The organism is Ruegeria marisflavi, from assembly GCF_025673445.1.
GTDB classification, from domain to species: Bacteria; Pseudomonadota; Alphaproteobacteria; order Rhodobacterales; family Rhodobacteraceae; genus Ruegeria_B; species Ruegeria_B marisflavi.
This window is the reverse complement of sequence record NZ_JAOVQN010000021.1, coordinates 21,680-43,965: the sequence shown is the minus strand read 5'-3', so window position 1 is coordinate 43,965 and position 22,286 is coordinate 21,680. Positions and strand designations below refer to the sequence as shown.

General features: G+C 64.6%; 23 protein-coding genes. 10 read left to right on the top strand and 13 right to left on the bottom strand.

The window, feature by feature from the left end; all coding sequences use genetic code 11:
- Positions 1-5: 5 nt before the first annotated feature.
- The 4 genes from OEZ49_RS18235 to OEZ49_RS18220 form a co-directional block, all read right to left on the bottom strand.
- Positions 6-194: a ubiquinol-cytochrome c reductase iron-sulfur subunit N-terminal domain-containing protein gene (locus OEZ49_RS18235; RefSeq protein WP_164127014.1), complete on the bottom strand. Its 189-nt coding sequence runs from the start codon at positions 192-194 to the stop codon at positions 6-8.
- Positions 195-256: 62 nt separating this feature from the next.
- Complete coding sequence (locus tag OEZ49_RS18230; protein WP_263389642.1) at positions 257-868, bottom strand: TorD/DmsD family molecular chaperone; 612 nt, start codon at positions 866-868, stop codon at positions 257-259.
- 3 nt (positions 869-871) lie between these two features.
- On the bottom strand, positions 872-1,486 hold the full coding sequence (locus OEZ49_RS18225; protein WP_263389641.1) for a DUF3306 domain-containing protein: 615 nt from the start codon (positions 1,484-1,486) through the stop codon (positions 872-874).
- Complete coding sequence (locus OEZ49_RS18220) at positions 1,483-2,043, bottom strand: DUF3305 domain-containing protein (protein WP_263389640.1); 561 nt, start codon at positions 2,041-2,043, stop codon at positions 1,483-1,485. Before OEZ49_RS18220 ends, OEZ49_RS18225 begins: the two co-directional genes overlap by 4 nt.
- 294 nt (positions 2,044-2,337) lie before the next feature.
- Between OEZ49_RS18220 and OEZ49_RS18215 the strand changes: the two genes are divergently transcribed.
- Positions 2,338-4,287: a 4Fe-4S binding protein gene (locus OEZ49_RS18215; protein ID WP_263389639.1), complete on the top strand. Its 1,950-nt coding sequence runs from the start codon at positions 2,338-2,340 to the stop codon at positions 4,285-4,287.
- 53 nt (positions 4,288-4,340) lie between these two features.
- Here the strand turns inward: OEZ49_RS18215 and OEZ49_RS18210 are convergent, their stop codons facing one another.
- The gene (locus OEZ49_RS18210) at positions 4,341-5,069 is read right to left on the bottom strand and encodes a cytochrome c (protein WP_263389638.1); all 729 of its coding nucleotides are present in this window, start codon (positions 5,067-5,069) and stop codon (positions 4,341-4,343) included.
- Between the two features lie 68 nt (positions 5,070-5,137).
- Here OEZ49_RS18210 and OEZ49_RS18205 point away from each other — a divergent pair, with 68 nt between their 5' ends.
- Genes OEZ49_RS18205 through OEZ49_RS18190 form a run of 4 tightly spaced genes read left to right on the top strand, consistent with a single transcriptional unit; the run spans position 5,138 to position 7,573 of the window.
- The gene (locus tag OEZ49_RS18205; RefSeq protein WP_164127020.1) at positions 5,138-5,335 is read left to right on the top strand and encodes a DUF6494 family protein; all 198 of its coding nucleotides are present in this window, start codon (positions 5,138-5,140) and stop codon (positions 5,333-5,335) included.
- Positions 5,332-6,393 (top strand): Mrp/NBP35 family ATP-binding protein, encoded by a 1,062-nt coding sequence (locus OEZ49_RS18200; RefSeq protein WP_263389637.1) that lies wholly within the window; start codon positions 5,332-5,334, stop codon positions 6,391-6,393. The genes OEZ49_RS18205 and OEZ49_RS18200 overlap by 4 nt, the downstream gene beginning before the upstream one ends.
- Entirely contained in the window at positions 6,390-7,097 is a 708-nt protein-coding gene (locus tag OEZ49_RS18195) for a biotin/lipoate--protein ligase family protein (RefSeq protein WP_263389636.1), read from the top strand. Before OEZ49_RS18200 ends, OEZ49_RS18195 begins: the two co-directional genes overlap by 4 nt.
- On the top strand, positions 7,094-7,573 hold the full coding sequence (locus OEZ49_RS18190; protein ID WP_263389635.1) for a DUF6505 family protein: 480 nt from the start codon (positions 7,094-7,096) through the stop codon (positions 7,571-7,573). Before OEZ49_RS18195 ends, OEZ49_RS18190 begins: the two co-directional genes overlap by 4 nt.
- Positions 7,574-7,888: 315 nt before the next feature.
- On the opposite strand, the gene OEZ49_RS18185 is transcribed toward OEZ49_RS18190, so the two are convergent.
- The 8 genes from OEZ49_RS18185 to acs all read right to left on the bottom strand — a co-directional run bounded on the left by OEZ49_RS18185 (position 7,889) and on the right by acs (position 17,380).
- Entirely contained in the window at positions 7,889-8,389 is a 501-nt protein-coding gene (locus tag OEZ49_RS18185) for a flavin reductase family protein (protein ID WP_263389634.1), read from the bottom strand.
- A gap of 184 nt (positions 8,390-8,573) precedes the next feature.
- Positions 8,574-9,986, bottom strand: coding sequence for a 3'-5' exonuclease (locus OEZ49_RS18180; protein WP_263389633.1), 1,413 nt, complete (start codon positions 9,984-9,986; stop codon positions 8,574-8,576).
- A 1-nt stretch (position 9,987) separates the two neighbouring features.
- Positions 9,988-10,506: a hypothetical protein gene (locus tag OEZ49_RS18175; protein WP_164127027.1), complete on the bottom strand. Its 519-nt coding sequence runs from the start codon at positions 10,504-10,506 to the stop codon at positions 9,988-9,990.
- 34 nt (positions 10,507-10,540) lie between these two features.
- Positions 10,541-12,364 (bottom strand): DUF294 nucleotidyltransferase-like domain-containing protein, encoded by a 1,824-nt coding sequence (locus tag OEZ49_RS18170; protein WP_263389632.1) that lies wholly within the window; start codon positions 12,362-12,364, stop codon positions 10,541-10,543.
- 109 nt (positions 12,365-12,473) lie between these two features.
- Entirely contained in the window at positions 12,474-14,258 is a 1,785-nt protein-coding gene (locus OEZ49_RS18165; protein WP_263389631.1) for a sodium:solute symporter family protein, read from the bottom strand.
- 6 nt (positions 14,259-14,264) lie between these two features.
- Positions 14,265-14,549, bottom strand: coding sequence for a DUF4212 domain-containing protein (locus tag OEZ49_RS18160; protein ID WP_164127030.1), 285 nt, complete (start codon positions 14,547-14,549; stop codon positions 14,265-14,267).
- A 172-nt stretch (positions 14,550-14,721) separates the two neighbouring features.
- Positions 14,722-15,405 (bottom strand): adenylate kinase, encoded by a 684-nt coding sequence (locus OEZ49_RS18155; RefSeq protein WP_263389630.1) that lies wholly within the window; start codon positions 15,403-15,405, stop codon positions 14,722-14,724.
- 10 nt (positions 15,406-15,415) lie between these two features.
- A complete protein-coding gene (gene acs, locus OEZ49_RS18150; protein WP_263389629.1) occupies positions 15,416-17,380 on the bottom strand; it encodes an acetate--CoA ligase in 1,965 nt (654 codons plus the stop codon).
- A 463-nt stretch (positions 17,381-17,843) separates the two neighbouring features.
- On the opposite strand from acs, the gene dctP reads away from it, so the two are divergent.
- The 5 genes from dctP to comE all read left to right on the top strand — a co-directional run bounded on the left by dctP (position 17,844) and on the right by comE (position 22,146).
- A complete protein-coding gene (gene dctP / locus OEZ49_RS18145; RefSeq protein WP_263389628.1) occupies positions 17,844-18,857 on the top strand; it encodes a TRAP transporter substrate-binding protein DctP in 1,014 nt (337 codons plus the stop codon).
- 72 nt (positions 18,858-18,929) lie between these two features.
- Positions 18,930-19,565 carry a TRAP transporter small permease subunit gene (locus tag OEZ49_RS18140; protein WP_263389627.1) on the top strand — a complete coding sequence of 212 codons (636 nt, stop codon included), beginning with the start codon at positions 18,930-18,932 and terminating at the stop codon, positions 19,563-19,565.
- Complete coding sequence (locus OEZ49_RS18135; protein ID WP_263389626.1) at positions 19,558-20,961, top strand: TRAP transporter large permease; 1,404 nt, start codon at positions 19,558-19,560, stop codon at positions 20,959-20,961. Before OEZ49_RS18140 ends, OEZ49_RS18135 begins: the two co-directional genes overlap by 8 nt.
- Positions 20,962-21,088: 127 nt before the next feature.
- Entirely contained in the window at positions 21,089-21,595 is a 507-nt protein-coding gene (gene comD / locus OEZ49_RS18130; protein ID WP_263389625.1) for a sulfopyruvate decarboxylase subunit alpha, read from the top strand.
- On the top strand, positions 21,592-22,146 hold the full coding sequence (gene comE / locus OEZ49_RS18125; RefSeq protein WP_263389624.1) for a sulfopyruvate decarboxylase subunit beta: 555 nt from the start codon (positions 21,592-21,594) through the stop codon (positions 22,144-22,146). The genes comD and comE overlap by 4 nt, the downstream gene beginning before the upstream one ends.
- The last annotated feature ends 140 nt before the right edge of the window (positions 22,147-22,286 follow it).

Below are 22,286 nucleotides of genomic sequence, written 5' to 3'. Positions count from 1 at the left end.
GGTTTTCAGAACCGGGCGCTGTCGAGATAGGCGCGGGTATGCGCGGTGTCCTGAAGACGGGTTTCGTCCACGGGCAGGTCGGCGGCCTGAGCCTCGCCCCCGATGGCGGCTGCGGCCACCGCGGCGGGCGCGGCGGTGCCGGCCAGTTTCAGGAAGTCGCGGCGGGTTGCGCCTTCTTCCCTGGTCTTGCTCATGGGATCCTCCTTTCCCATTTGCGTTTCTGGTATCCCTTTCGGGACACCGGCGAAAGGCGGCCTCAGGCCGCCGTCATCCGGAAGGCTTCGCGTTCGATCTCCATGAACACCCGGCCGGCAGAGCCGACCGAGGCATAGAGCACCGAATTTTCGGCGCCTTCCAAATCCGTAAAGAAATGACCGGCCCAGGGGCCGACATGTCGTGACCAGAAGGTTTTCTGGTCGTCCAGCGTAGCCGGTTTCCCGAACCGCCCCACGATCGTGCCTGCCATCATTTCCATCAGCGAGGCGATATTGTCCTCGGGCTCATAGACATTCTGGGCGCGGGTAATGCCGCGAGCGGCCATGTCCTGACGCAGCTGCGCCAGCGGTTTTTCGTTCAGGAACCCGGTGAGGTAGTAACTGGCGTAAGGCAGCAGCTCACCCCGTCCGAGACCGATGAACAGCGCGTTGAACTCGCGTTCCGCCGCGGCGGGTTTCGTCACGCGGGCTACGCGCGCCATGGCGCCGATCGCCTGACCCAGGTCCGACTCGTCGCCCGATAGCCCTGCCACCTGGTTGAGCAGCATCTGATCAGGTGGCGCGGCCAGGATCAGCCCCAGGAAATTGTAGAAATCCGCGCGCAGCCGGTCCTCTTCGCCGATTGTGGGATTTGCTGTGCTGGTCTGGGCCATTCTTTATCCTTCGAACGAAAAACGCATGCGGCGCGGAGCGGGGAGGGCGGGCGCCTCGGGGTCCCGCAAGGGGACCGCCTCGTTGCCCGCGTCGGCTGCGGATGCAGCCTCCATCTCGAACGGTGAGGTCTCGGCAAGAGCCAGCGGGACCTCTTCCACCTTGTCTGGTGCGGCGGCGGGCAGATCTTCCTCTTCGGGATCCTCTTCACCGTTGGCCTGGGCGGCCAGAGCCTCGATATGAGCGAGCATGCCCTTGCCGACCTGATAGGCGGTTTGCAGGTTCTCCACCACAAGCGCGGCATCCGTATAGTCCTCGCCATAGTCGACCAAACCGTCAACATTCGCCAATACCGGGTTCAGTCGCCAAAGGCGGCGCAAGGCTCGGCGGCGGAGCCGGTCGGGTACCAGATCCGACATGAACCGTGCAACGTCATCGCCGGGTTGCAGCGTATCCGGATCGGGCAGTTCAAGCCGTTCAAGAATTTCGTCGTCGCTCTCCTGCTCCAGCGCCGCTTGCGCCTGTGCGCGTGCCTCGGCGCTCTGCGCTGCGGCTTCGGCGTGCTCTTCGGCGACAACCGCCGCGCGCCGCCTTGTCCAGAAATCGCCGCTTGCGCTCATTGCACAACCCTCCGGCCCGGCGCGCGGTAGACGTCGCTTTCCTGGCGGATTCGTGCATCGCCGCGCCCGTCTTCGACCAGATCGACCCGCTTGCGATCCCGCTTGCGTTTGACAAAGCCCTCGGCCTCGAAATGAGCCAGCGCGAAGTCCCGTACCCAGGCAATCAGGCCCGGGGTCATCGCAATCTTTTCGACGATGTCATCGGATGTGTCGGCATAGTCCTGGCCTTCATACGGTGACGCCGTCACCAGAACGGCGTCCAGCGGTCGGTCGGCCGCCTCACTCTCGCGCAGAACCAGGTAGATGGAAGGTGTCCCGTCGGCCAGATTGATCATGTACGCTTCGGCGTCCGAGGACCACAGCACCAGGGGCAGAGTGGCCGCATGGTATTCGACCGCCTCACCTTCGCGCCGCAATTCCGTCCAGTCGGCTGGTCCCGCCCCCGGAAGAACAGCGACGGCGCGCCAGTTCCAGCGCGCCCAGCGGGTCACGCCCGGCGATTTGCGGACAACCACGCCCAGCGGCATTTCGATGCAATTGTTTGCGGCCTTCGCCAAACGGTCCTCCCCGGAAAGCTCTCCCCTTCTTTCCGTCCGTCAAACTATGCGAGGTAAAAACACGTCTGCCAAGGCTTTTGACGTGATTGGCCCTGTTTTCTTACCACAAAAGATATAGTGAAGATGTATCTTTGTTTGGCCATCTTTGACCAGCTAGCGCGTTTGGTTTGTTGGCAAAGGGAAGATGTACAAATTTTTACCGTTGGCCATGCGGCCTTTACCGAGCGCTCTGGCTGGGCCACATTCCACGACGGGAGAAGGAAGGTCCGCAGTACCGGATCGGATGGAGAGAGAATGTCCAAGACTTTGATTCTGTGCGATTGTGCCGGGTCCCAGAGCATTGATGCCGAGCGGATCTCTACGGCTTGCAGGGCCGGGTATTCGCGTGTCTACCGGGCGCTTTGCACAACGGAACTGGAAAAGGCGGCGGATCTGCTTCAGTCCGGCGAGGCCATTATCGCCTGCGGACAGGAACAGGACGCGTTCACGGCCCTGGCTGAAGACCTGGGCGTCGAAACGCCCGGATTTGTCGATCTGCGGGACCGTGCGGGCTGGTCCGACCAGGGGGCACAGGCCGCCCCCAAGATGGCGGCGCTGGTGGCCGAGGCATTGATGCCGGTTCCGGTGACCCCGGCGGTGGATGTGCTCAGCGAGGGGGTATGCCTGATCGCCGGTCCTGCCCACGCTGTCTGCGATCTGGCGGAGCGCCTGTCAGGGGCACTGGCGGTGACAGCCCTGATCACCGAAGGCGACCTGCCGATGACACGCGCCTATGACGTGGTGACCGGAAAACTGGTTCGGGTGCAAGGCGCCCTGGGCGGTTTCCGGTTGCGGATCGACGGGTTCCGTCAGATCCAACCCGGGGGGCGTGGGGCCTTTGAACTGACCGTGCCAAAGGATCGCGCCGTGTCAGAGTGTGATATCGTGATCGACCTTACCGGCGGCACGCCCATGGTTCCGGCCTGGGAGAAACGCGAAGGGTATCTGCGCGCCGATCCGCGCGACAGGCTGGCGGTCGAACGCCTGGCGTTTGAGGCCGCGCAACTGACCGGGACATTCGAAAAACCGCTCTATATCCGGCTGAACGAAAGCCTGTGCGCCCATTCGCGGGCCGAACAGACCGGCTGTTCGAATTGCCTCGATATCTGTCCGACCGGGGCGATCACACCGGCGGGCGATCACGTGTCCATCGATCCGATGGTGTGTGCAGGTTGCGGCGCCTGTGCGGCGCTGTGCCCCTCGACCGCGATCACCTATGAAGACCCCGCGCTTGCCACCCTCCTGGCGCGCATGCAGATCCTGGCGCGGACCTATCGCAAGGCGGGCGGCGCCGCGCCACGCCTGTTGGTTCATGACGCGCACGGGGCCGAGATGATCCGCCTCGCCGCTCGCTTCGGCCGGGGTTTGCCTGCGGATGTCATCCCGTTGGAACTGAACGTTGTTTCCGGTTTCGGCCATGCCGAGATGCTGGCCGGTCTGGCGCATGGGTTTGCTTCGGTATCGGTCCTGTGCGGTCCGAGGACCGAGCGCGAGGCTCTGGAGCGGGAACTGGCGCTGGCCGTGGCGATTGCAGGGCCGGGGCGGGTGAGCCTGCTTGATATGACCGACCCTGACGCCTTGTCCGAACATCTGTACATGGCGGAGGTCAAAGCACCGCTGGCGGATCCGGTGCTGCCGATGGGCAATCGCAGGCAGGTCACGCGGCTGGCGGCGCAGGCCCTGAACCCCGGCGGGCCGGTTCTGCCGCTGCCCGAGGCAGCACCCTATGGCGCGGTGGTGGTGAACACGGATGCCTGTACCCTGTGCCTCAGCTGCGTGTCGCTCTGCCCTTCGGGGGCGTTGATCGACAATCCGGACATGCCTCAGTTGAACTTTCAGGAGGACGCCTGCCTGCAATGCGGCATCTGCCGCAACATCTGCCCGGAACAGGCGATCACGCTCGAACCGCGGCTCGACCTGTCCGAAGCGGCGCTTGGCCAGCGCGTGCTGAACGAGGAAGAGCCGTTTGCCTGTATCGAATGCGGCGCGCTCTTCGGCGTCCGCTCGACCGTCGAACGGATCATGGAGAAGCTCGCGGGCAAACACCCGATGTTTGCCGAAAGCGCGCAGGCGCGGATGATCCAGATGTGCGACAATTGCCGGGTGGGTGCCCAGTTCCAGGCGACGGACAACCCGTTTGCCGCCAAGGAACGGCCGCGCACGGTCACCACCGAGGACTATTTCAGCAGGCGCAAGGATCATTGACCCACGTCCTGTCTTCATTTCGTTGCAAATATTCCGGGATGTATCGTGAGGCGCTATTTCATGATCAGCGGCGCGCCCAGGTCTGCCGCACCGGTTGCCGCGACAAAGGCAAGGATGGCCTCCAGCTCCTCTGGCGTCAGCGTCACCGGGTGGATCGGCGATGGGCGTTCGGCGTCAAAAGGCGCCGTGATGCCTTCGACCTGGGTAAAGGCGGGATGCGGGCGCAGAGCGTAGAAAGACTGAAACCGGCTGTCCCAATCGGACAGGGCGCGCAGCACGCCAAAGGACGGGGTAGAACCGATCCCTTTCATCCGGTTCTGCTCGCCAACCACATGACATCGCCCGCATTTTTCCAGCGACAATTTCGCGCCAAGGGCCGCGTTGCCGTTAAACTGCGGCGCGGCTTCGGCTTCTTCCGTCTCGAAACTGGCGGAGTAAGCGGGGCCGTCCTGTGGCACGAAAGCTTCGATCGTCCGCTTGCCGACGTCGCTTTGCAACCAGTCCCGGAACCGTTCCTGCCGTTCCGACCCGTCGGTGTGAAGGAAGTAAACCACATCGCCGCGCCGGAAAACCGGCGCGTTGTCGGTTACGGTCGTCAGTTCCATCGGGCCTTCGGGGTCGGCGATAACGCGAATTCCGGTCTTGAGCGAGAAGCGCGGCAGAATATGTTGCAGAAGACCCGAGCGTGCCACGGCCTCGGGGCTGGCCAGACCGATTGCCTCCTGCGCGGCACAGGGGCTGGCGGAGGCGAGTAAGGTGAGGCACAAGAGGGCGTGTCGCATGTTTCGCAGCGTAATGGCGGTGTGGGCGATGCGTCAATTGATGCGTGGAATACAGGAGAGACCGGCCAATGAGCGGCGATTACAACATGTCGATGCGCAAATTCCTCAAGCAGGTGGGCGTCACCAGCCAGCAGGCCATCGAGGAAGGCCTGCGCAAGGCCGGAACGCCCAAGGGCAAGGAATTCAAGGCAAAAATTGTCCTGACGGTCGAGGGGCTGGACGTTTCCCACGAGGTCACGGGCGTGATCCGGGACGGTGACGCATGAGCCCGCGTGACGCCGTTCTGGCCAACCTCAAGAAGATCACCGATCCGGCCTCGGGGCAGGATATCGTCAGCGCCGGAATCGTCCGGGCACTGAACGTGGACGGCGAAAATGTCCGTTTTGTACTCGAGATCGACCCCAAATTGGCCGAAATGTACAAGCCCGTACAAAGCGCCGCCGAGCAGGCCGCGCAGATGGTCGAAGGGGTCGCCAAGGTCTCGGCGCTGATGACGGCGCATTCGGAAAAGGCGCCGCCCGATCTGAAACCGCGTCCCAAGGCAGCACCGCAGGGGCCGCAGCCGGTTGCCGGTGTGGACCGGATCGTTGCCGTCGCCTCGGGCAAGGGCGGGGTGGGCAAATCCACCGTGTCGGCCAACCTCGCCTGTGCGCTGGCCGCCGAAGGGCGGCGCGTGGGCCTCTTGGATGCCGATGTCTACGGCCCGTCGCAGCCGCGCATGCTGGGCGTGTCGGGCCGGCCCGCCAGCCCGGATGGCAAGACCATCCTGCCGCTGAGGAACCATGGCGTGACCATGATGTCGATGGGGCTGATGACCAACGAGGGGCAGGCGGTGGTCTGGCGCGGTCCGATGCTTATGGGCGCGCTGCAACAGATGATGAACCAGGTGCAATGGGGCGGTCTGGATGTGCTGATCGTCGACCTGCCGCCGGGCACCGGCGATGTGCAACTGACACTGAGCCAGAAATTCGCGGTGGATGGGGCCATCGTCGTCTCGACCCCGCAGGATGTGGCGCTGATCGACGCCCGCAAGGGGATCGACATGTTCCGCCAGCTCAAGACGCCGATCCTGGGCATGATCGAGAACATGTCGACCCATATCTGCTCCAATTGCGGACATGAGGAACATGTGTTCGGTCATGGCGGTGTCGCCGCCGAGGCCGAAAAGCTGGGCGTGCCGCTGTTGGGTGAGATCCCGCTGCATCTCGACATCCGGGTCGCCGCCGATGTTGGCGCGCCGATCGTTGTCAGCAAGCCCGACAGCCCACAGGCCGAGGCGTTCCGCCGGATCGCGCGTGAGATGATCGCCAAGGGGCAAGCATGAGCACACCCACCTTTCCGCCGCTGATGCAGGGCGTTGCCGTGTCGGGGGGCGAGGCGCCGTTTGACCGCGCCCGCGCCATGGCGGCGATGGGCTGTGACGGCGGGACGGTGGTGCATAACGTGCAGGCCGACCGGCTGCGGGCGGCGCTGGTCTTTGCCCCCGAGGTGGCGCTGGCCGAGGCGATGGCGATGCTGCCGCTCTGCGGCGTGGGGTTCCAGAACGCGCTGGGCGCGCTGGCCCCGCCCGAGGTGGCGGTCCACCTGACCTGGGAGGGCGGCATTCGGGTGAACGGCGCGCTATGCGGGCAGTTGCAGGTGGCGGCGGATACGTCTGACCCGGCGCTGGTGCCCGACTGGCTGGTGGTCGGTCTGGACCTGGTGCTGTTGCAGACGACTGAGGACCCCGGCGAGACACCGGACCGCACCGCGCTTTATGAAGAGGGCTGTGCCGATGTGCCCGCCGAGCAACTGCTGGAAAGCTGGGCCCGGCATGTGATGACCTGGATCAACCGCTGGGAAAGCGATGGCAACGGGCCGCTGCATGCGGAATGGATGGGGCTGGTGCCGGGTGTCGGCGAAGCGGTGACGCGGGCGGGGATATCCGGCATCTTTCTGGGGGTCGACGAGCGGTTTGGCATGCTGATCCGCGATGACGCCACGACCCATCTGGTGCCGCTGACCGATGTTCTGGAGGATGAGGCATGAACCTGGCCCGGGCGATTCATTTTGACGAGAGCGACACGCGCGTGTTCCATTCGCCCGCGCGCACCGGGGAATGGTGCATCTCGGGTGGGTTCGAGTTCTCCAACTGGGGCGAGGCGGATCTGGAGGGCAAGGCGCGGCAGGCTTTTGCCAATGGCTGGCTGGGCTTGGAAACCTTTGGCCGGGTGACATTTGTCGCGGTGACACGGGCCGAGCCGCATGAGGTCGAGGCCTTGACCGAGAACCTGGCCCGGCATTTCGTGGCTTTTTATGGCGCGCCCTCGGTCGAGGCGGCCATGGGCGTGGCGCGGGCCGAGATCGACCATATGGCGGAGCTGTGCGACGGGCATGATCCCAACACGCTGCTGACCGTGGCGCGCGAGCTGACCGAAGCGGGCGTGCGTGAAAGCTTTCGCACCATCGCCCCGCAAGAGGCGGAACTGGACCTGCTGGCGGTGCATGCCACGCCCGACGAATAGGTCGCCCGCGCGTTCTCTGTTGTCAAAAGGAGCGCCTGCGGCGCGCTCTATTGGTGCCGCGCCTTGCGGCGCGGGATGCGAGGCGCTGCCTCGCGCTCCGGGATATTTTTGGCAAGAGGAAAGGGGCGGGCGCGGCGCGTCGGCGACAGGCTGTGTTCCGTCAGTCAGGCTGACACGAGAGGGCCGAGGGCGCGTTGGCGCGGACAGGCGCGTCTTTGCCGCCGCGTTTTGTGCCACGGGATGCGAGGCGCTGCCTCGCGCTCCTGGGTGGCTTTGGCGAGCGGAACGGGGCGGGCGCGGCGTGCCAGGGAGCGGTTAGAGCAGGTCGGTGAAGCCGCCGAACTGTCCGCGCTTGAACATCAGCCCTTTGCCGGGCCGGTGGGTGGCGCTGAGCACTTCGCCCACCAGTATCTGGTGATCACCGGCCGGGTAGCGCGCATCGAGCCGACAGTCGAAGCGGGCTAGCGCATTTCTGAGGTTGGGGACGCCGTTGAGGCCGGGCTGCCAGTCCACATGGGCAAAAGCCAGCCCGTCGCGCGCGAAACTCTGCGCCAGATCATGCTGATCCTCGGCCATGACATGGATGGCGAAATAGGGCGCATTGGCAAAAGTGTCGTAGCGCGCGGATGTGTTGGCCAGGCACCAGAGCACGAGCGCCGGGTCGAGCGAGACCGAGGCGAAGGAATTGGCGGTGATCCCGGCGGGCCCATGCTTGGTCATGGCGGTGACCACGGTCACCCCGGTGCCGAAGCAGCCAAGCGCGTCGCGAAAAGCGCGCGCGGTCTCGGGGCCAGGAGTGAAGGTGGTTTCGGTCATCTCTTTCTCTTGGGCGGGGTTTGCCCCCACGTGCCATGGCAGGCGACCTTTGTCCATGGCGGGCACGGCGGATCCGGTGAGGCGGGCGGGGGCTATTTGGTAGCCATTTTCGCAGGAAACCATGAAAAGACGCTTTTTAGATGTCGGAAAAGCGTCCAAGCGGGGCACGGATGCGGCCCGGAGCTCAGTTCAGGTCTTCGAGCAGGCGGCCGTGTTTGCGGGTCTCGGCGATGACCTCGCCGAAACGGGTGATTCCCCGGGCGCGCAGCATCGGCAGCATGCGGCAGAGTACCTCGGCGGTTGCCTGGGCGTCGCCTAGGGCGGTGTGGCGCAGCTCGGCCGGGATGGTGACGCCGAGCCGGTCGCAGAGCGCGTCGAGCGTGTGGGTCTCGCTGGCGCCGAAGAGGACGGCCGACAGGAGCACGGTGTCGAGGATCGGGTGATCCCAGTCGAGGCCGCAGCGTTGCCCGTGGCGGCGCAGGAAGGCCATGTCGAAAGGCGCGTTATGGGCCACGATCACGGCGTCGCGGGCGAAGTGGTGAAATTGCCGTGCGGCTGTGACGATGTCGGGGGCGTCAGTCACCATCGCGTCGGACACGCCATGCACCTTGGTCGAGGCGGGTGGAATTGGGCGGCCGGGGTTGACCAGTTGGTCGATGCGCTCGCCCGGCACGATGCGGCCCTTGACCACCCTGACGGCGCCGATCTGCACGATCTCGTCCTTGTGCGGCAAAAGCCCGGTGGTTTCGGTGTCGAAGACGGCGAAGCTGAGCGCGGTCAGGTCCATATCCTCGAGCGCGGCGTCGGTGAACTGGCTCAGAAGGTCGAAATCGTAGACCAGCGGCCGGGCATCCTCGGGGGCGATGCGGGCGTTGGCCTCGTCGAGGATGAGCATGTAGCCGGGCGCGTCGCCCAAGGGCTTCATGCGGGCCTGATAGGTCTGCGCACCGTCGGCGCCGGAAAGGGTGCAGGGAACTTCCAACCCAGATCTGGTCAGCCGGGCATAAGCCTGTTCGAGGCTGTCGCGCTGGAAATAGTCGAACAGCGAGGCGTTGAGGCGCGGGTGGGCGATCTGGGCCAGCACTCCGGCGGCCTGACCGTCATAGAGCACGATCTGGTGGCGCGGATTGGCCAGCAGCATGGCAACCGGGATTTCGGTCAGAAGCGCGGTCAGGCGCTCTTTCTCGGCCGACAGATGCGCGGTCTCGGCGGCGATGGCGGCGGCGGTGTCGAGGGTCGAGCTGCTCAGTTGCCCGGCGAGGCCCGCGGCGGCGGGGGCCAGATCGCCCAGATAGCGGGCAGCGTGCAGGTCGACCTCGCCCTCGACCCCAGCATGGGCGCGGGCGCGCATCTGGGCGGACAGGCGCTCGATCGGTTTGGCGATGTTTTCATCGAACAGCAGCCAGACGCCGACACAGAGTGCGGCGAGGCCGAAGGCGGAGATCATGCCCGCCAGCACGAAAGCGTTCATCAGATCGGTGGCCGTGGCCCGCGCATAGGCGATCCAGAGCGCAGCCAGCACCACCGCGATTCCGCCGACAGCCAGCAGGCAGAAGAAGAGAAAGACGCGCAGGCGCAGACTGAGACCGGTCAGCATGTCAAACCTCGCAGGTGGCCACGATCAGAGGATCGCCAGCCGGAGGCTGGCGCCAGTCGGCATTGAGCACCGCACCGTCGGCGCCGAACTCGGCCCCGTCGGCCAGATTGGCGCGGCGGAACCCGTCGCAATCGACCAGAACGGGTAGTTTCGACACCGGCGCCCAGCGGCCGAAGAGATAGAGATCGACAAGGCGCTGGCCGGGTTGGGCGGGGTTCGTGCGGACCGAGCCCGCGTCGATGGCGGCGAACCGGTTGACGAAGGGCACGACATAGGTCCAGGGACGGTAGAGCGCCCGGCTTTCCACCGTTTCGATGATCTGCATCGCGTCGGGAAGGGGGGCACGGGTGCGGGCGTACCAGCCGTATTCGCTGGCGATGGTGACGCCGATCATGCCGCAACCGGCGGCGACGGGCGCCAGCCAGCGCGGCAGACGTCCGCCCAGGAGCCGGTTCAGCGCCATGACCACACCGGCCAGGGCAAGCCCCGCCACCAGCGTTCCGATCAGTTCCAGAAACATTGTCTCTCTCCTCCAGCCTTCCGATCCCCTCCGGTCAGCTCAACATGCCTTTGCCATGGCCCACGGCCGATTGCATTGTCTTTACCACCACGAAGGCGTCGCGCAGATGACTTCGCTCAAAGTCCGAGAGCGATGTGGGGGCCAGATAGTTGTCCGGCGCCTCGCCGCGCCGGACCAGCGCGGCCTGATGCTCCAGCCGGGTCTCGGCGATCAGGTCATAGGCGTCCTTGAGATCGCGCGCGCCGGACGGGCTGAGCACGCCCGCCGCCTCGGCGGCTTCGAGCCGGGCACGGGTGCCGACCTCGGTCAACTCGCCTTGCAGCGCATAGATGCGGCCCAGATCGACCACCGGCACCACGCCATTGTGTTTCAGATCGAGCGTGTTGCGGTGCTCGCCCGAACGGATGGTGGCGAAACCGCGCAACAGGCCCAGAGGCGGGGTGTGTTTCAGCGAGTTCGAGATCATATGGGCGACAAAGATAGAATTGGCGCGCGCAGCGCGCAGGGTTTCGGCCTGAAGATCGGTGAACAGCGCCTGATGCCCGCCGATCGGGCGCAGGTCGAACATCACGCTGGCCAGCATCTGTGCCTCGGGGTTCGGCCTGGCGATCCAGCCGCGGAAATAGTCGCGCCAGATCCGCACCGGCTGGCACCAGCGCGGGTTGGTGGCCATCATGTCGCCGGGGCAATAGACATAGCCGCAAGTATTCAGCCCGTCGCAGACGAACCGCGCCAGGTCCTGGAAGTAGGGCATCTGCGCCTCTGTCACCGCATCGTCCAGAAGCAGGCAGTTGTCTTGATCCGAGACGCCGGTCTGTTCCTGCCGGCCCTGGCTGCCGCAGGCAAGCCAGAGATAGGGCACCGGCGGCGGTCCCAGCTTCTCCTCGGCCAGCGCCAGCAGGCGGCGGGTTGCGGTGTCGGCGATATCGGTGATCAGGCGGGTGACCACTTCGTGCCGGTTGCCGCCGGCGACCAGTTGCACCAGCAGGCGCGGGATCTCGGCGGTGACCTCGGCCATCTCACCGGCGCTGGTGGCGCGGGCGAGGCGGCTGACCAGTTCGGCGGAACTGACCGCCTGGAACCGGGTCAGGTCGGTCTGGGTGACCATGCCCACCAAGCGCCCGGCCTCGACAATCGGGATATGGCCGATATGGCGCTCCATCATCGCATGCAGCACGTCCGAGCCGATGGCCGAGGGGGCCAGCGTCAGGGGGGCAGGGGTCATCACCTGGGCCACGGGCGTGTCGGGGCTGCGCGCCTCGGCCACCACCTTGCCCGAGAGATCGCGCTGGGTGAGAATGCCGACCAGCGCGTCCCCTTCGCAAACGCAAAGCGAGGAGATGCCGCGCGTGCGCATATCCTGCGCGGCGGCCTGCACCGTGGTGCTCGGTGCACAGGTGGCCGGATCGCGGGTCATCAGGGTTTCGACCCGGCTGGTGGCGAGGCTCTGCACTTGCGGGCGGGGCGCGCGGGCGCGGTTGAAGAATTTCGCCACCACCGGATGGGCGGCCATGAGTTCGGAGAACAGTTCGGGCGGCAGCACCAGCAGAACCGAATGGGCATCGGCCCGGGCCGAGGTGACGGCGTGCCCGTCCCGCATCAGGCCGCGTTCGCCGAAGGAGTTGCGCAGGCCGAGGTGCGAGACCACCGCGTCGTTTTCATCGCGGATCTCGACCTGGCCCTCGTAGACGATGAAGAGGCCCGGCAGTTTCTCGCCCAGATCGTAGACGGCGAAATCGCGCTCCACCTCCCAGGCGTCGATGCGGGGGGCGATGCGTTCAAGCTCGGCCAGCGGCAGCGCGTCATAGGGGTGGACGGATTTCAGGAACCGGGTGATCTGTTCGGGCGAAAGGGGCATGGGGCACCAGTGAAGCGGAATGAAAAAGTCCCGCCAGGACAAGGCCTGGCGGGACCGTGGTCAGTAAGGGCGGCCCAAAAGAGGGAGGGAAGCAGGACCGCCCGTCAACTCAGTGATCCTGAGCTGCGCCTGCGCCTCGGGGGATGCGCACGCTTTCGACCAGGTCTTTGATCTCCTGCGGGGTCTCCTTGGTCATGCCGGCGACCAGATAGGCGACGCCGAAGTTGACCAGGGCACCGATTGCGCCGAACGAGGTCGACTTGACCGTGCCCAGGAGCGGGTCGGCATCGGTGAAGGAGTTGGTGCCGGGGATGAAGAACCAGCCCTTGTGCAGGAAGATGTAGACCAGCGTCACGACCAGACCGGCAACCATGCCTGCCACGGCACCGCTGTTGTTGATCTTCTTCGAGAAAATCCCCATCATCAACGCCGGGAAGATCGAGGCCGCTGCCAGGCCAAAAGCGAGTGCCACTGTCTGCGCGGCAAAGCCCGGCGGGTTCAGGCCCAGATAGGTTGCCACACCGATAGCCACGGCCATCGCGATCCGCGCGGACAGCAGCTCACCCTTTTCCGAGATGCCCGGATTGATCGAGCCTTTGATCAGGTCGTGGCTGACGGCCGAGGAGATTGCCAGCAACAGACCGGCGGCGGTGGACAGCGCGGCGGCCAGACCACCGGCGGCGACCAGACCAATCACCCAGCCCGGCAGGTTGGCGATTTCCGGGTTGGCGAGGACCAGGATGTCGCGGTTGAAGTTGGTCAGTTCGTTACCGGCCCAGCCCTTTTCGGCAGCCTTGGCCTGCATGGCCTCGGATTTGTCGTTGTAGTACTGGATCTTGCCGTCGCCGTTCTTGTCTTCCCAACCCAACATCCCGGTCTTTTGCCAGGTTGCCATCCAGTCATAGCGCGGATCGGTTTCGATCTGCTCCAGCGAGACAGCTTCGGCGTCGGTGCCATTGGGCCACATCATGTCGGTGATGTTGAGCCGTGCCATGGCGCCCACGGCGGGGGCGGTCAGGTACAGAAGCGCGATGAACACCAGCGCCCAGCCCGCCGACCAGCGTGCGTCCGACACCTTGGGAACGGTGAAGAAGCGCATGATGACGTGGGGCAGACCGGCGGTGCCGATCATCAGCGACAGGGTGAAGAGCACCATGTTGAAGGTGTCGCCGTTATGGGTGGTGTATTCGGCAAAGCCTAGCTCGCGCAGGATCGCGTCCAGCTTGGCCAGCAGAGGCTCGCCCGAAGCGGCATGGTCGCCGAACAGGCCCAGGCCCGGGATCGGGTTGCCGGTCAGTTGCAGCGAGATGAACACGGCCGGGATGGTATAGGCCATGATCAGCACGACATACTGGGCAACCTGGGTATAGGTCACGCCCTTCATGCCGCCGAACACCGCATAGGCGAACACGACCACGGCGCCGATCAAGAGGCCGGTGGTGTTCGACACTTCGAGGAAGCGGCCGAAGGCCACGCCCACACCGGTCATCTGGCCAATCACATACGTCACCGAGGCGACGATCAGACAGATCACGGCCACCAGGCGCGCGGTCGGGCTGTAGAAGCGGTCGCCGATGAACTCGGACACGGTGAACTTGCCGAACTTGCGCAGGTAGGGAGCAAGCAGCAGCGCCAGCAGCACATAACCGCCGGTCCAGCCCATCAGGAAGGTCGAGTTGTCATAGCCGACAAAGGCGATGAGGCCCGCCATCGAGATGAACGAGGCCGCCGACATCCAGTCGGCCGCCGTGGCCATGCCGTTCATGACCGGGTGCACGCCGCGACCGGCGGCGTAGAATTCCGATGTGGAACCCGCGCGGGCCCAGATCGCGATGCCGATGTAAAGCGCGAACGAGGCGCCCACGAACAGCAGGTTGATGGTAAACTGATCCATGGGTGATTACTCCTCTTCCACGCCAAATTCGGCGTCGAGCTTGTTCATGCGCCAGGCGTAGAAAAAGATCAGTGCCAGGAACACCAGGATCGAACCTTGCTGGGCGAACCAGAAGCCCAGATCGGTGCCGCCCACAGCGATACCGCTGAGCATGGGGCGCAGCACGATGCCGAACCCGAAAGACACCAGCGCCCAGATGACGAGGCTGATGAGAATGATCCGCACATTGGCCTGCCAGTACCCTTTTTGGGCATCGCTGACCTGTGCGGAGGTTGTGGTATGGTCCGCCATCGCGGGTCCTCCTTGTTTCCTCCTGAGGCGCCCGGCTGCGGTCCGGGCGGTCTCACTCCTGAACCCCGCCGGTGGGCGGCGGGCATGACTCCTCCGTTCCGCCAGGGCGGTCCGTCGGCATTCCATTTCGGGGGCAGGGGCGGCGCGGGCCGCGCGCCCCGGTCTTTCCCGCCTAGTCCATCGCCCCCTTGACGATGGTGGCGAGGCCCTGGGCGATCTCGTCGATCCCGCCCATGGCGTCGATCCGTTGTAGCACGCCATGGCCTTCGTAATAGGCGATCAGCGGCGCGGTCTGCGCGTGATAGGCCTCGAGCCGGCTGGCCACGGTTTCGGCATTGTCATCGGCGCGGCGCTTCATCTCGGTGCCGCCGCACTTGTCGCATTTGCCCGCCTGGACGGGCTGCTTGAACGTGTCGTGATAGCCCTCGCCGCAGTTACCACAGGTGTAGCGGCCCGAAATGCGGGTCACCATCTCGGCATCCTCGACCTCGAGGCTGACGGCGGCGTTGATGCGCTGGCCGCTCTCGGCCAGCAGCGTGTCCAGCGCCTGTGCCTGCACGGTGGTGCGGGGAAAGCCGTCGAGGATCACGCCCTTGGCACAGTCAGGCTCAGCCAGCCGGTCGCGCAGGATGGCGATGACGATCTCGTCGCTGACCAGGTCGCCCGCCTCCATCACTGCCTTGGCCTGTTTGCCGGCGGGGGTTCCGGCGGCCACGGCGGCGCGCAACAGATCGCCGGTCGAAAGCTGCACCAGCCCGAACTTTTCTTCCAGCATGCGGGCCTGGGTGCCCTTCCCGGCGCCCGGAGGGCCGAGAAGGATCAGAACGGCGGGGGTGGTCATCGTGGCAGCGTCCATGTCCATCCTCTTACTTGCTGGCGCGATTGGCGATCAGGTCGTCGACGACCGAGGGGTCGGCCAGGGTCGAGGTGTCGCCCAGCGAGCCGAAGTCGTTCTCGGCGATCTTGCGCAGGATGCGGCGCATGATCTTGCCCGAGCGGGTCTTGGGCAGGCCCGGCGCCCACTGGATCACGTCCGGGCTGGCGATCGGGCCGATTTCGGTGCGCACCCAGGTGCGCAGCTCCTTCATCAGCTCGTCCGAAGGCTCGCGGTCGTTCATCAGGGTGACGTAGCAATAGATGCCCTGGCCCTTGATCTCGTGCGGGTAACCCACCACGGCGGCCTCGGCCACGGCGGCATGCGCCACCAGAGCACTTTCGACCTCGGCGGTGCCCATGCGGTGACCCGAGACGTTGATCACGTCATCGACGCGGCCGGTGATCCAATAGTCGCCATCGGCATCGCGGCGGCAGCCGTCACCGGTGAAGTAATAGCCCTTGTAATCGGCGAAATAGGTCTTCTGGAACCGCTCGTGATCGCCCCAGACGGTGCGCATCTGGCCCGGCCAGCTGTCCTTGATGCAGAGCACGCCCTCGACCCCATTGCCATTGATCTCGACACCCGATTGCGGGTCGAGCACCACCGGCTGGATGCCGAAGAAGGGTTTCATCGCCGAGCCCGGCTTGGTCGCGTGCGCCCCCGGCAGCGGCGTCATCAGGTGGCCGCCGGTCTCGGTCTGCCACCAGGTGTCGACGATCGGGCATTTGCCCTTGCCCACCACCTCGTTGTACCAGTTCCAGGCCTCGGGGTTGATCGGTTCGCCCACGGTACCCAGCAGGCGCAGGTCGCTCAGGTCGTGTTTTTCGACAAAGCCGGTGCCCTGACCCATCAGCGCGCGGATGGCGGTGGGGGCGGTGTAGAACTGGTTGACCTTGTGCTTGGCGCAGACCTCCCAGAAGCGGCCGGCATCGGGATAGGTCGGCACGCCCTCGAACATCAGCGTGGTGGCGCCATTGGCCAGCGGGCCATAGACGATGTAGCTGTGACCGGTGACCCAGCCCACATCGGCAGTGCACCAGTAGATGTCGCCGTCGTGATAGTCGAAGGTGATCTCATGCGTCATCGCGGCATAGACCAGATAGCCGCCGGTGGTATGTACCACGCCCTTGGGCTGGCCGGTCGAGCCGGAGGTGTAGAGGATGAAGAGCGGATCCTCGGCGCCCATTTCGGCGGGGGCGCAGTAATCCGACGCCTCGAGCGCCATCTCGTTATAGTCATAGTCGCGGTCGGCGATCCAGGTGGTCTGGCCGCCGGTGCGCTTGACAACCAGGCATTTGACGCTGTCCTTGCAGTGCAGCAGCGCGGCGTCGGCATTGGATTTCAGCGGGGTCTTGCGGCCACCGCGCGGTGCCTCGTCGGCGGTGATCACCACCTTGGCGTCGCAGCCGTTGACCCGGGCCGCCAGCGCGTCAGGCGAGAAACCGGCGAAGACGATGGAATGGATGGCGCCGATGCGGGCGCAGGCCAGCATGGCATAGGCCGCTTCGGGGATCATCGGCAGGTAGATGACGACGCGGTCGCCCTTGCGCACGCCCAGGCTCTCCAGGATGTTGGCCATCCGGCAGACCGAGCCGTGCAGCTCTTCATAGGTGATGTGCTTGGCGGGTTCAGTGGGAGAGTCCGGCTCCCAAATGATCGCGGTCTGGTCGCCCCGGGTGGCCAGGTGACGGTCGATACAGTTGGCCGCGACGTTCAGCGTGCCGTCGGCATACCAGTTGATCGAGACCTCGCCGAAGTTGTAGTTGACGTCCTTGACCTGGGTAAAGGGCTTGATCCAGTCGACCCGCTTGCCCTGCTCGGCCCAGAACCCCTCGGGATCGGCCAGAGAGGCCGCATACATCCGGTCATAGGTTTCCGCGTTCACATGCGCACGGGCCACCGTGTCGGCGGATGGCGCAAAGCGCTTGGTCTCGGTCTGAGCTGCTGGTGACATGGATGAGGCTCCTCCCTCTCACTGATTTCATTGCGACCGTTTTCACCCATCCCCATGGGTGTTGTCGATCCGCTTCCAACCCTGGGCGGATCATAGCTTAAACTGAAAATAAATAAATAAATTACTGGATTTCAAAGGATTGCTTGTAAAGATTTTTTTTTACGACGGAAATCTTGTAAATGTTTGCGCCAAAACTACAGAAAAAATGCAATAAAAACGCGGAGGATAGAGTCAACGAATTTTGCGCAGATTGCCTTTACTTAGATCTGCCGACAGGCGAGTTTGCGCGCGCAGCCGGTCGAAACTGGTGTGACATAATGTTTCGGCAACTGGCTGGATCGCGAAATCTTGCTGCGCTGCGGTAGCGAGCGACTCGCGGCTTGTGGGGTTGGCAGGGCCGGATGTTGGCGCTAGCTTGTCGGCAAGCGGCCGAAGACGGGTCGCCACAAAGGGAGAGACATTCATGAACAAGATGTTGAGTGGAGCGGTCGCGGCCGCCCTGACCGTTTCTTTTGCCGCCGAAGCCGGGGCCACCGAATGGAACGTGTCGGTCTGGGGCAAGCGGCGCGCGTTCACCGAACATATCGAGAAGCTGGCCGAGTTGGTCAGCGAAAAGACCGGTGGCAGTTTCACCATGAACGTCAGCTATGGCGGCCTGTCGAAGCCGAAGGAGAATCTGGACGGTATCTCGATCGGCGCCTTTGAAATGGCGCAGTTCTGCGCCGGCTATCACGCCGACAAGAACCGGGCCATCACCGTGCTGGAACTGCCCTTCCTGGGGGTCAACACTCTGGAGGAGGAAGTGGCGGTTTCGAACGCGGTCTATGCCCATCCGGCGGTGGCCGCGGAGATGGCGCAGTGGAACGCAAAGCTGCTGATGACCTCGCCGATGCCGCAGTACAACCTGGTGGGCACCGGCGACCCGCGGGATACGCTGGCCGAATACGAGGGCATGCGGGTGCGTGCGACTGGCGGTCTGGGCGATGCGTTCAAGGCGGTCGGCGGCGTGCCGACCTCGGTCCCGGCGACCGAAGCCTATAATGCGATGGAATCCGGCGTGGTCGACACAGTGGCCTTTGCGCAGCATGCACATCTGAGCTTTGGCACCATCAACAAGGCCGACTGGTGGACCGCGAACCTGAACCCGGGCACGGTGAACTGTCCTGTGGTGGTGAATGTCGATGCCTATGAGGCGCTGAGCGATGACGAGCGCGCAGCGCTGGACAGCTCGATCGAGGAATCGATCGCACATTATCTGACGAACTATGGCGAGCTGCTCAAGAAATGGGACGACGTGCTGGCCGAGAAGGGCGTTGAAAAGGTGATGATCTCTGAGGAGGTGCTGGCCGAGTTCCGCGACAAGGTGGCCGGGCCGATCAGTGCCAAATGGGTCGAGGACATGAGCGCCCAGGGCCTGCCCGCGCAGGAACTGCTGGATCTGGTGCATGCGACGCTGAAACAGTCGCAAGGCAGCTGATCGCCATTTGGGTCGGGCGCTGGTGCGCCTGGCCCGCTGTTGCCCCCGAACCGACTTGAGAGGAGTTCTGCGATGGCAGGACATGCATCCGTATTGGAGGATGACAGCCCGCTGAGCCGGGCGGACCGGGCCCTGTTAAGGCTGGAGCGGTTTCTGGCCCTGCTGAGCGGTCTGGCGGTGTTTTCCCTGATGGTGCTGGCGGTGGTTTCGGTCGGCGGGCGCAATGCGTTCAATACGCCGCTGCCGGGATATGTCGACTGGATCGAGCAGGCGATGCCGTTGATCGCCTTTATGGGTATCGCCTATGTGCAGCGCGACGGCACCCATATCCGGATGGATCTGCTGGTGTCGCGGCTGTCGGGCCGGACGCTGTGGCTGTTTGAACTGATTTCCGTGCTGCTGATCCTGTTGTTGATGGTGCTGCTGGTCTGGGGCAGTTGGGCGCATTTCCTGCGCGCCTTCGACATGAGCGCGCCGCTGTGGAGCCGGGACAGCTCGATCGACATCGGGCTGCCGCTGTGGCCCGCGAAGCTTTTGGCGCCGGTGGCCTTTTCGGTGCTGTGTCTGCGCCTCTTGATCCAGGTCTGGGGCTATGGCCGGGCGCTGGTTCTGGGGCTGGAGACGCCGGTGGCGGTGCCGCTGATCCAGGATGTCGCCGCCCAGGCGGCGGCCGAGGCCGAGCAGCTGGCGGGGCATGACAATGGATAGTATCGAGATCGGTCTCTGGGTCACTGGCGGGCTGCTGGTGACGGTGCTGCTGGGCATGCGGGTGGCCTTTGCCGCAGCCTTTGCCGGGCTTGTGGGCCTGATCTGGATCTTCTGGGCGAAGAAGGGCTATGACGCGCAGGATTTCGGCTGGGCGCTGACCGTGGCGGTCAAGACGGCGGGGCAGGTGCCCCATTCCAAGGTGGCCAGCCAGGCGCTGAGCCTGATCCCGACCTTCATCCTGATCGGCTATCTGGCCTATTACGCGGGCCTGACGCGGGCGCTGTTCGAGGCAGCCAAGCGCTGGATGGCCTGGGTGCCGGGCGGGTTGGCGGTGTCGACCGTGTTCGCCACCGCGGGCTTTGCGGCGGTGTCCGGCGCCTCGGTCGCGACCTCGGCGGTGTTTGCCCGCATCGCCATTCCCGAGATGTTGGCAATCGGCTATAACAAGCGCTTTGCCGCAGGCGTGGTGGCGGCGGCGGGGACGCTGGCTTCGCTGATCCCGCCTTCGGCGATCCTGGTGATCTATGCCATCATCGTGGAACAGGACGTGGGCAAGCTGTTGCTGGCGGGCTTTGTGCCCGGCGCCTTCAGCGCGGTGATCTATGTGGCGCTGATCGTGGGCATCGCGGTGGTGTTCAAATCGGTGGGCCCGCCGGTTACCGGCTTCACCTGGCGGCAGCGGTTTGCCGCGCTGCCGGGCGCGCTGCCCATCGTGTTTGTCGTCGTGATCATCATCTTCTTTGTCTACAACCCCTTTGGCGGCGACGCCTGGGGCACACCGACCGAGGGCGGCGCGCTGGGAGCCTTCGTGGTGTTCTGCATGGCCGTGCTGCGCGGCATGAAATGGGCCGAGTTCAAGAGCGCGCTGCTGGAGACCGCCAAGCTGACGGTGATGATCTTCACCATCATCTGGGGGGTGCTGATCTATGTGCGCTTCCTGGGCTTTGCCGATCTGCCGGGGGCGTTTTCCGACTGGATCACCTCGCTTGCGATGTCGCCGATGCTGATCCTGATCTGTATCCTTCTGGCCTATGCGGTGCTGGGCATGTTCATGGATGCCATCGGCATGCTGCTGTTGACCCTGCCGGTGGTCTATCCGGCGGTGATGGCATTGAATGGCGGCGAGGCGGTCAGCGCCGCCGACAGCGCCTTTGGCATGTCGGGGCCGATGTGCGCGATCTGGTTCGGTATCCTGGTGGTGAAAATGGCCGAGTTCTGCCTGATCACGCCGCCCATCGGGCTCAACTGCTTTGTGGTGGCGGGGGTGCGCCCGGATCTGAGCGTGCAGGATGTGTTCCGCGGTGTGACGCCGTTCTTTATCGCCGATGCGGTGACGATCGGGCTGCTGGTGGCCTTTCCCGGTATCGTTTTGTGGCTGCCGTCGCTGGCGGGTTAGGCCAGTTGTCGGAAAGCCAAACACGCGGATTGCGGGTTTGAAATCGGATCGAAACCGGGCGGGGGGCGCTTGTGCCGCCCGCCCGTTTCGTTAGCTTCGCCGCCACATGCCTGAAGGGGAGAAGCCAGTGTCGATAGACGCGAGGATAGTTGACGATCTTGTGGCCAACGGGATCGAGTTTGTCACCACCGTTCCATGCAAGCAGCTGGCCGGTGTGATTGACGAGGTGGATCGGCGCGACGGGATATTTCACATCCCGTCCAACAAGGAAGACGAGGGCATGGGGCTTTGCGCCGGTGCCTGGATGGGTGGCAAGCGCCCGGCCATCATCATGCAGAATACGGCCATCGGCGTGACGATCAACACGCTGGCCACGCTGATCCAGTACTACCGGATGCCCTTGCCGATGCTGATCTCGTACCGGGGCGAGCTGCGCGAGCCGGTGGCCTGCCAGGTCGAGATGGCGGTGCATACCAAGGCGCTGCTGGCGCAGCTGAACATCCCCACCTACCATTTCCACCGGCAAAGCGATGTCGAGGAGCTCGACATGATCCTGAAGTACACCTTCATGTGCTCGAAGCCCGTGGCGATCCTTACCGACGCCAACTTCTGGGGAGGCTATGGCGACCAATGATCCGTTCCGAAATCCTGCGCGAGATCGCGCCCATCCTGCGGGACCAGCTTGTGGTCTGCAACATCGGCATTCCCAGCCAGGAGCTGCATGCGATCGACGACCAGCCCAGCAATTTCTACATGCTGGGGACGATGGGGCTGGCCTCATCCATCGGGTTGGGGCTGGCGCTGGCGCAGCCCAAGACGGTGATCGTGATTGATGGGGATGGCTCGGTGCTGACCAACCTGGGCACCCTGCCGACGATCGGCAACAATGCGCCTGGCAACTATATCCTGATGATCATCGACAACGGGTCCTATGGCTCGACCGGGGACCAGCCGACCTATACCGGCAAGAAGACCGACCTGGCCGGGATGGCGCGGGCGGCGGGCTGCGATAATGTCGTTGTCGTTCAGGACGTTGACACCGGCCCGGCGCTGCAAGCGGCGATCGAGGGCGGGCGGGCCACCGTGCTGGTGGTGAAATGCGACAGCGGCAATGCCAAGATGCCGGTCATCACCATGGACCCCGTCATCATCCGCGACCGCTTCATGAAGGCGGTCCGCGCCTGACAGGTGAGGATCGCGGCGCGACGCGCCGCGTTCCTCCCGAATTGACCGTTTTGTACAGCTCTGGCAGCGGCGATTGACCGTTTTGTACCCTGCGATCCGGGTCGATTGCGGCTGTTTGGTCTGCTAGGATCAGGCAAGAG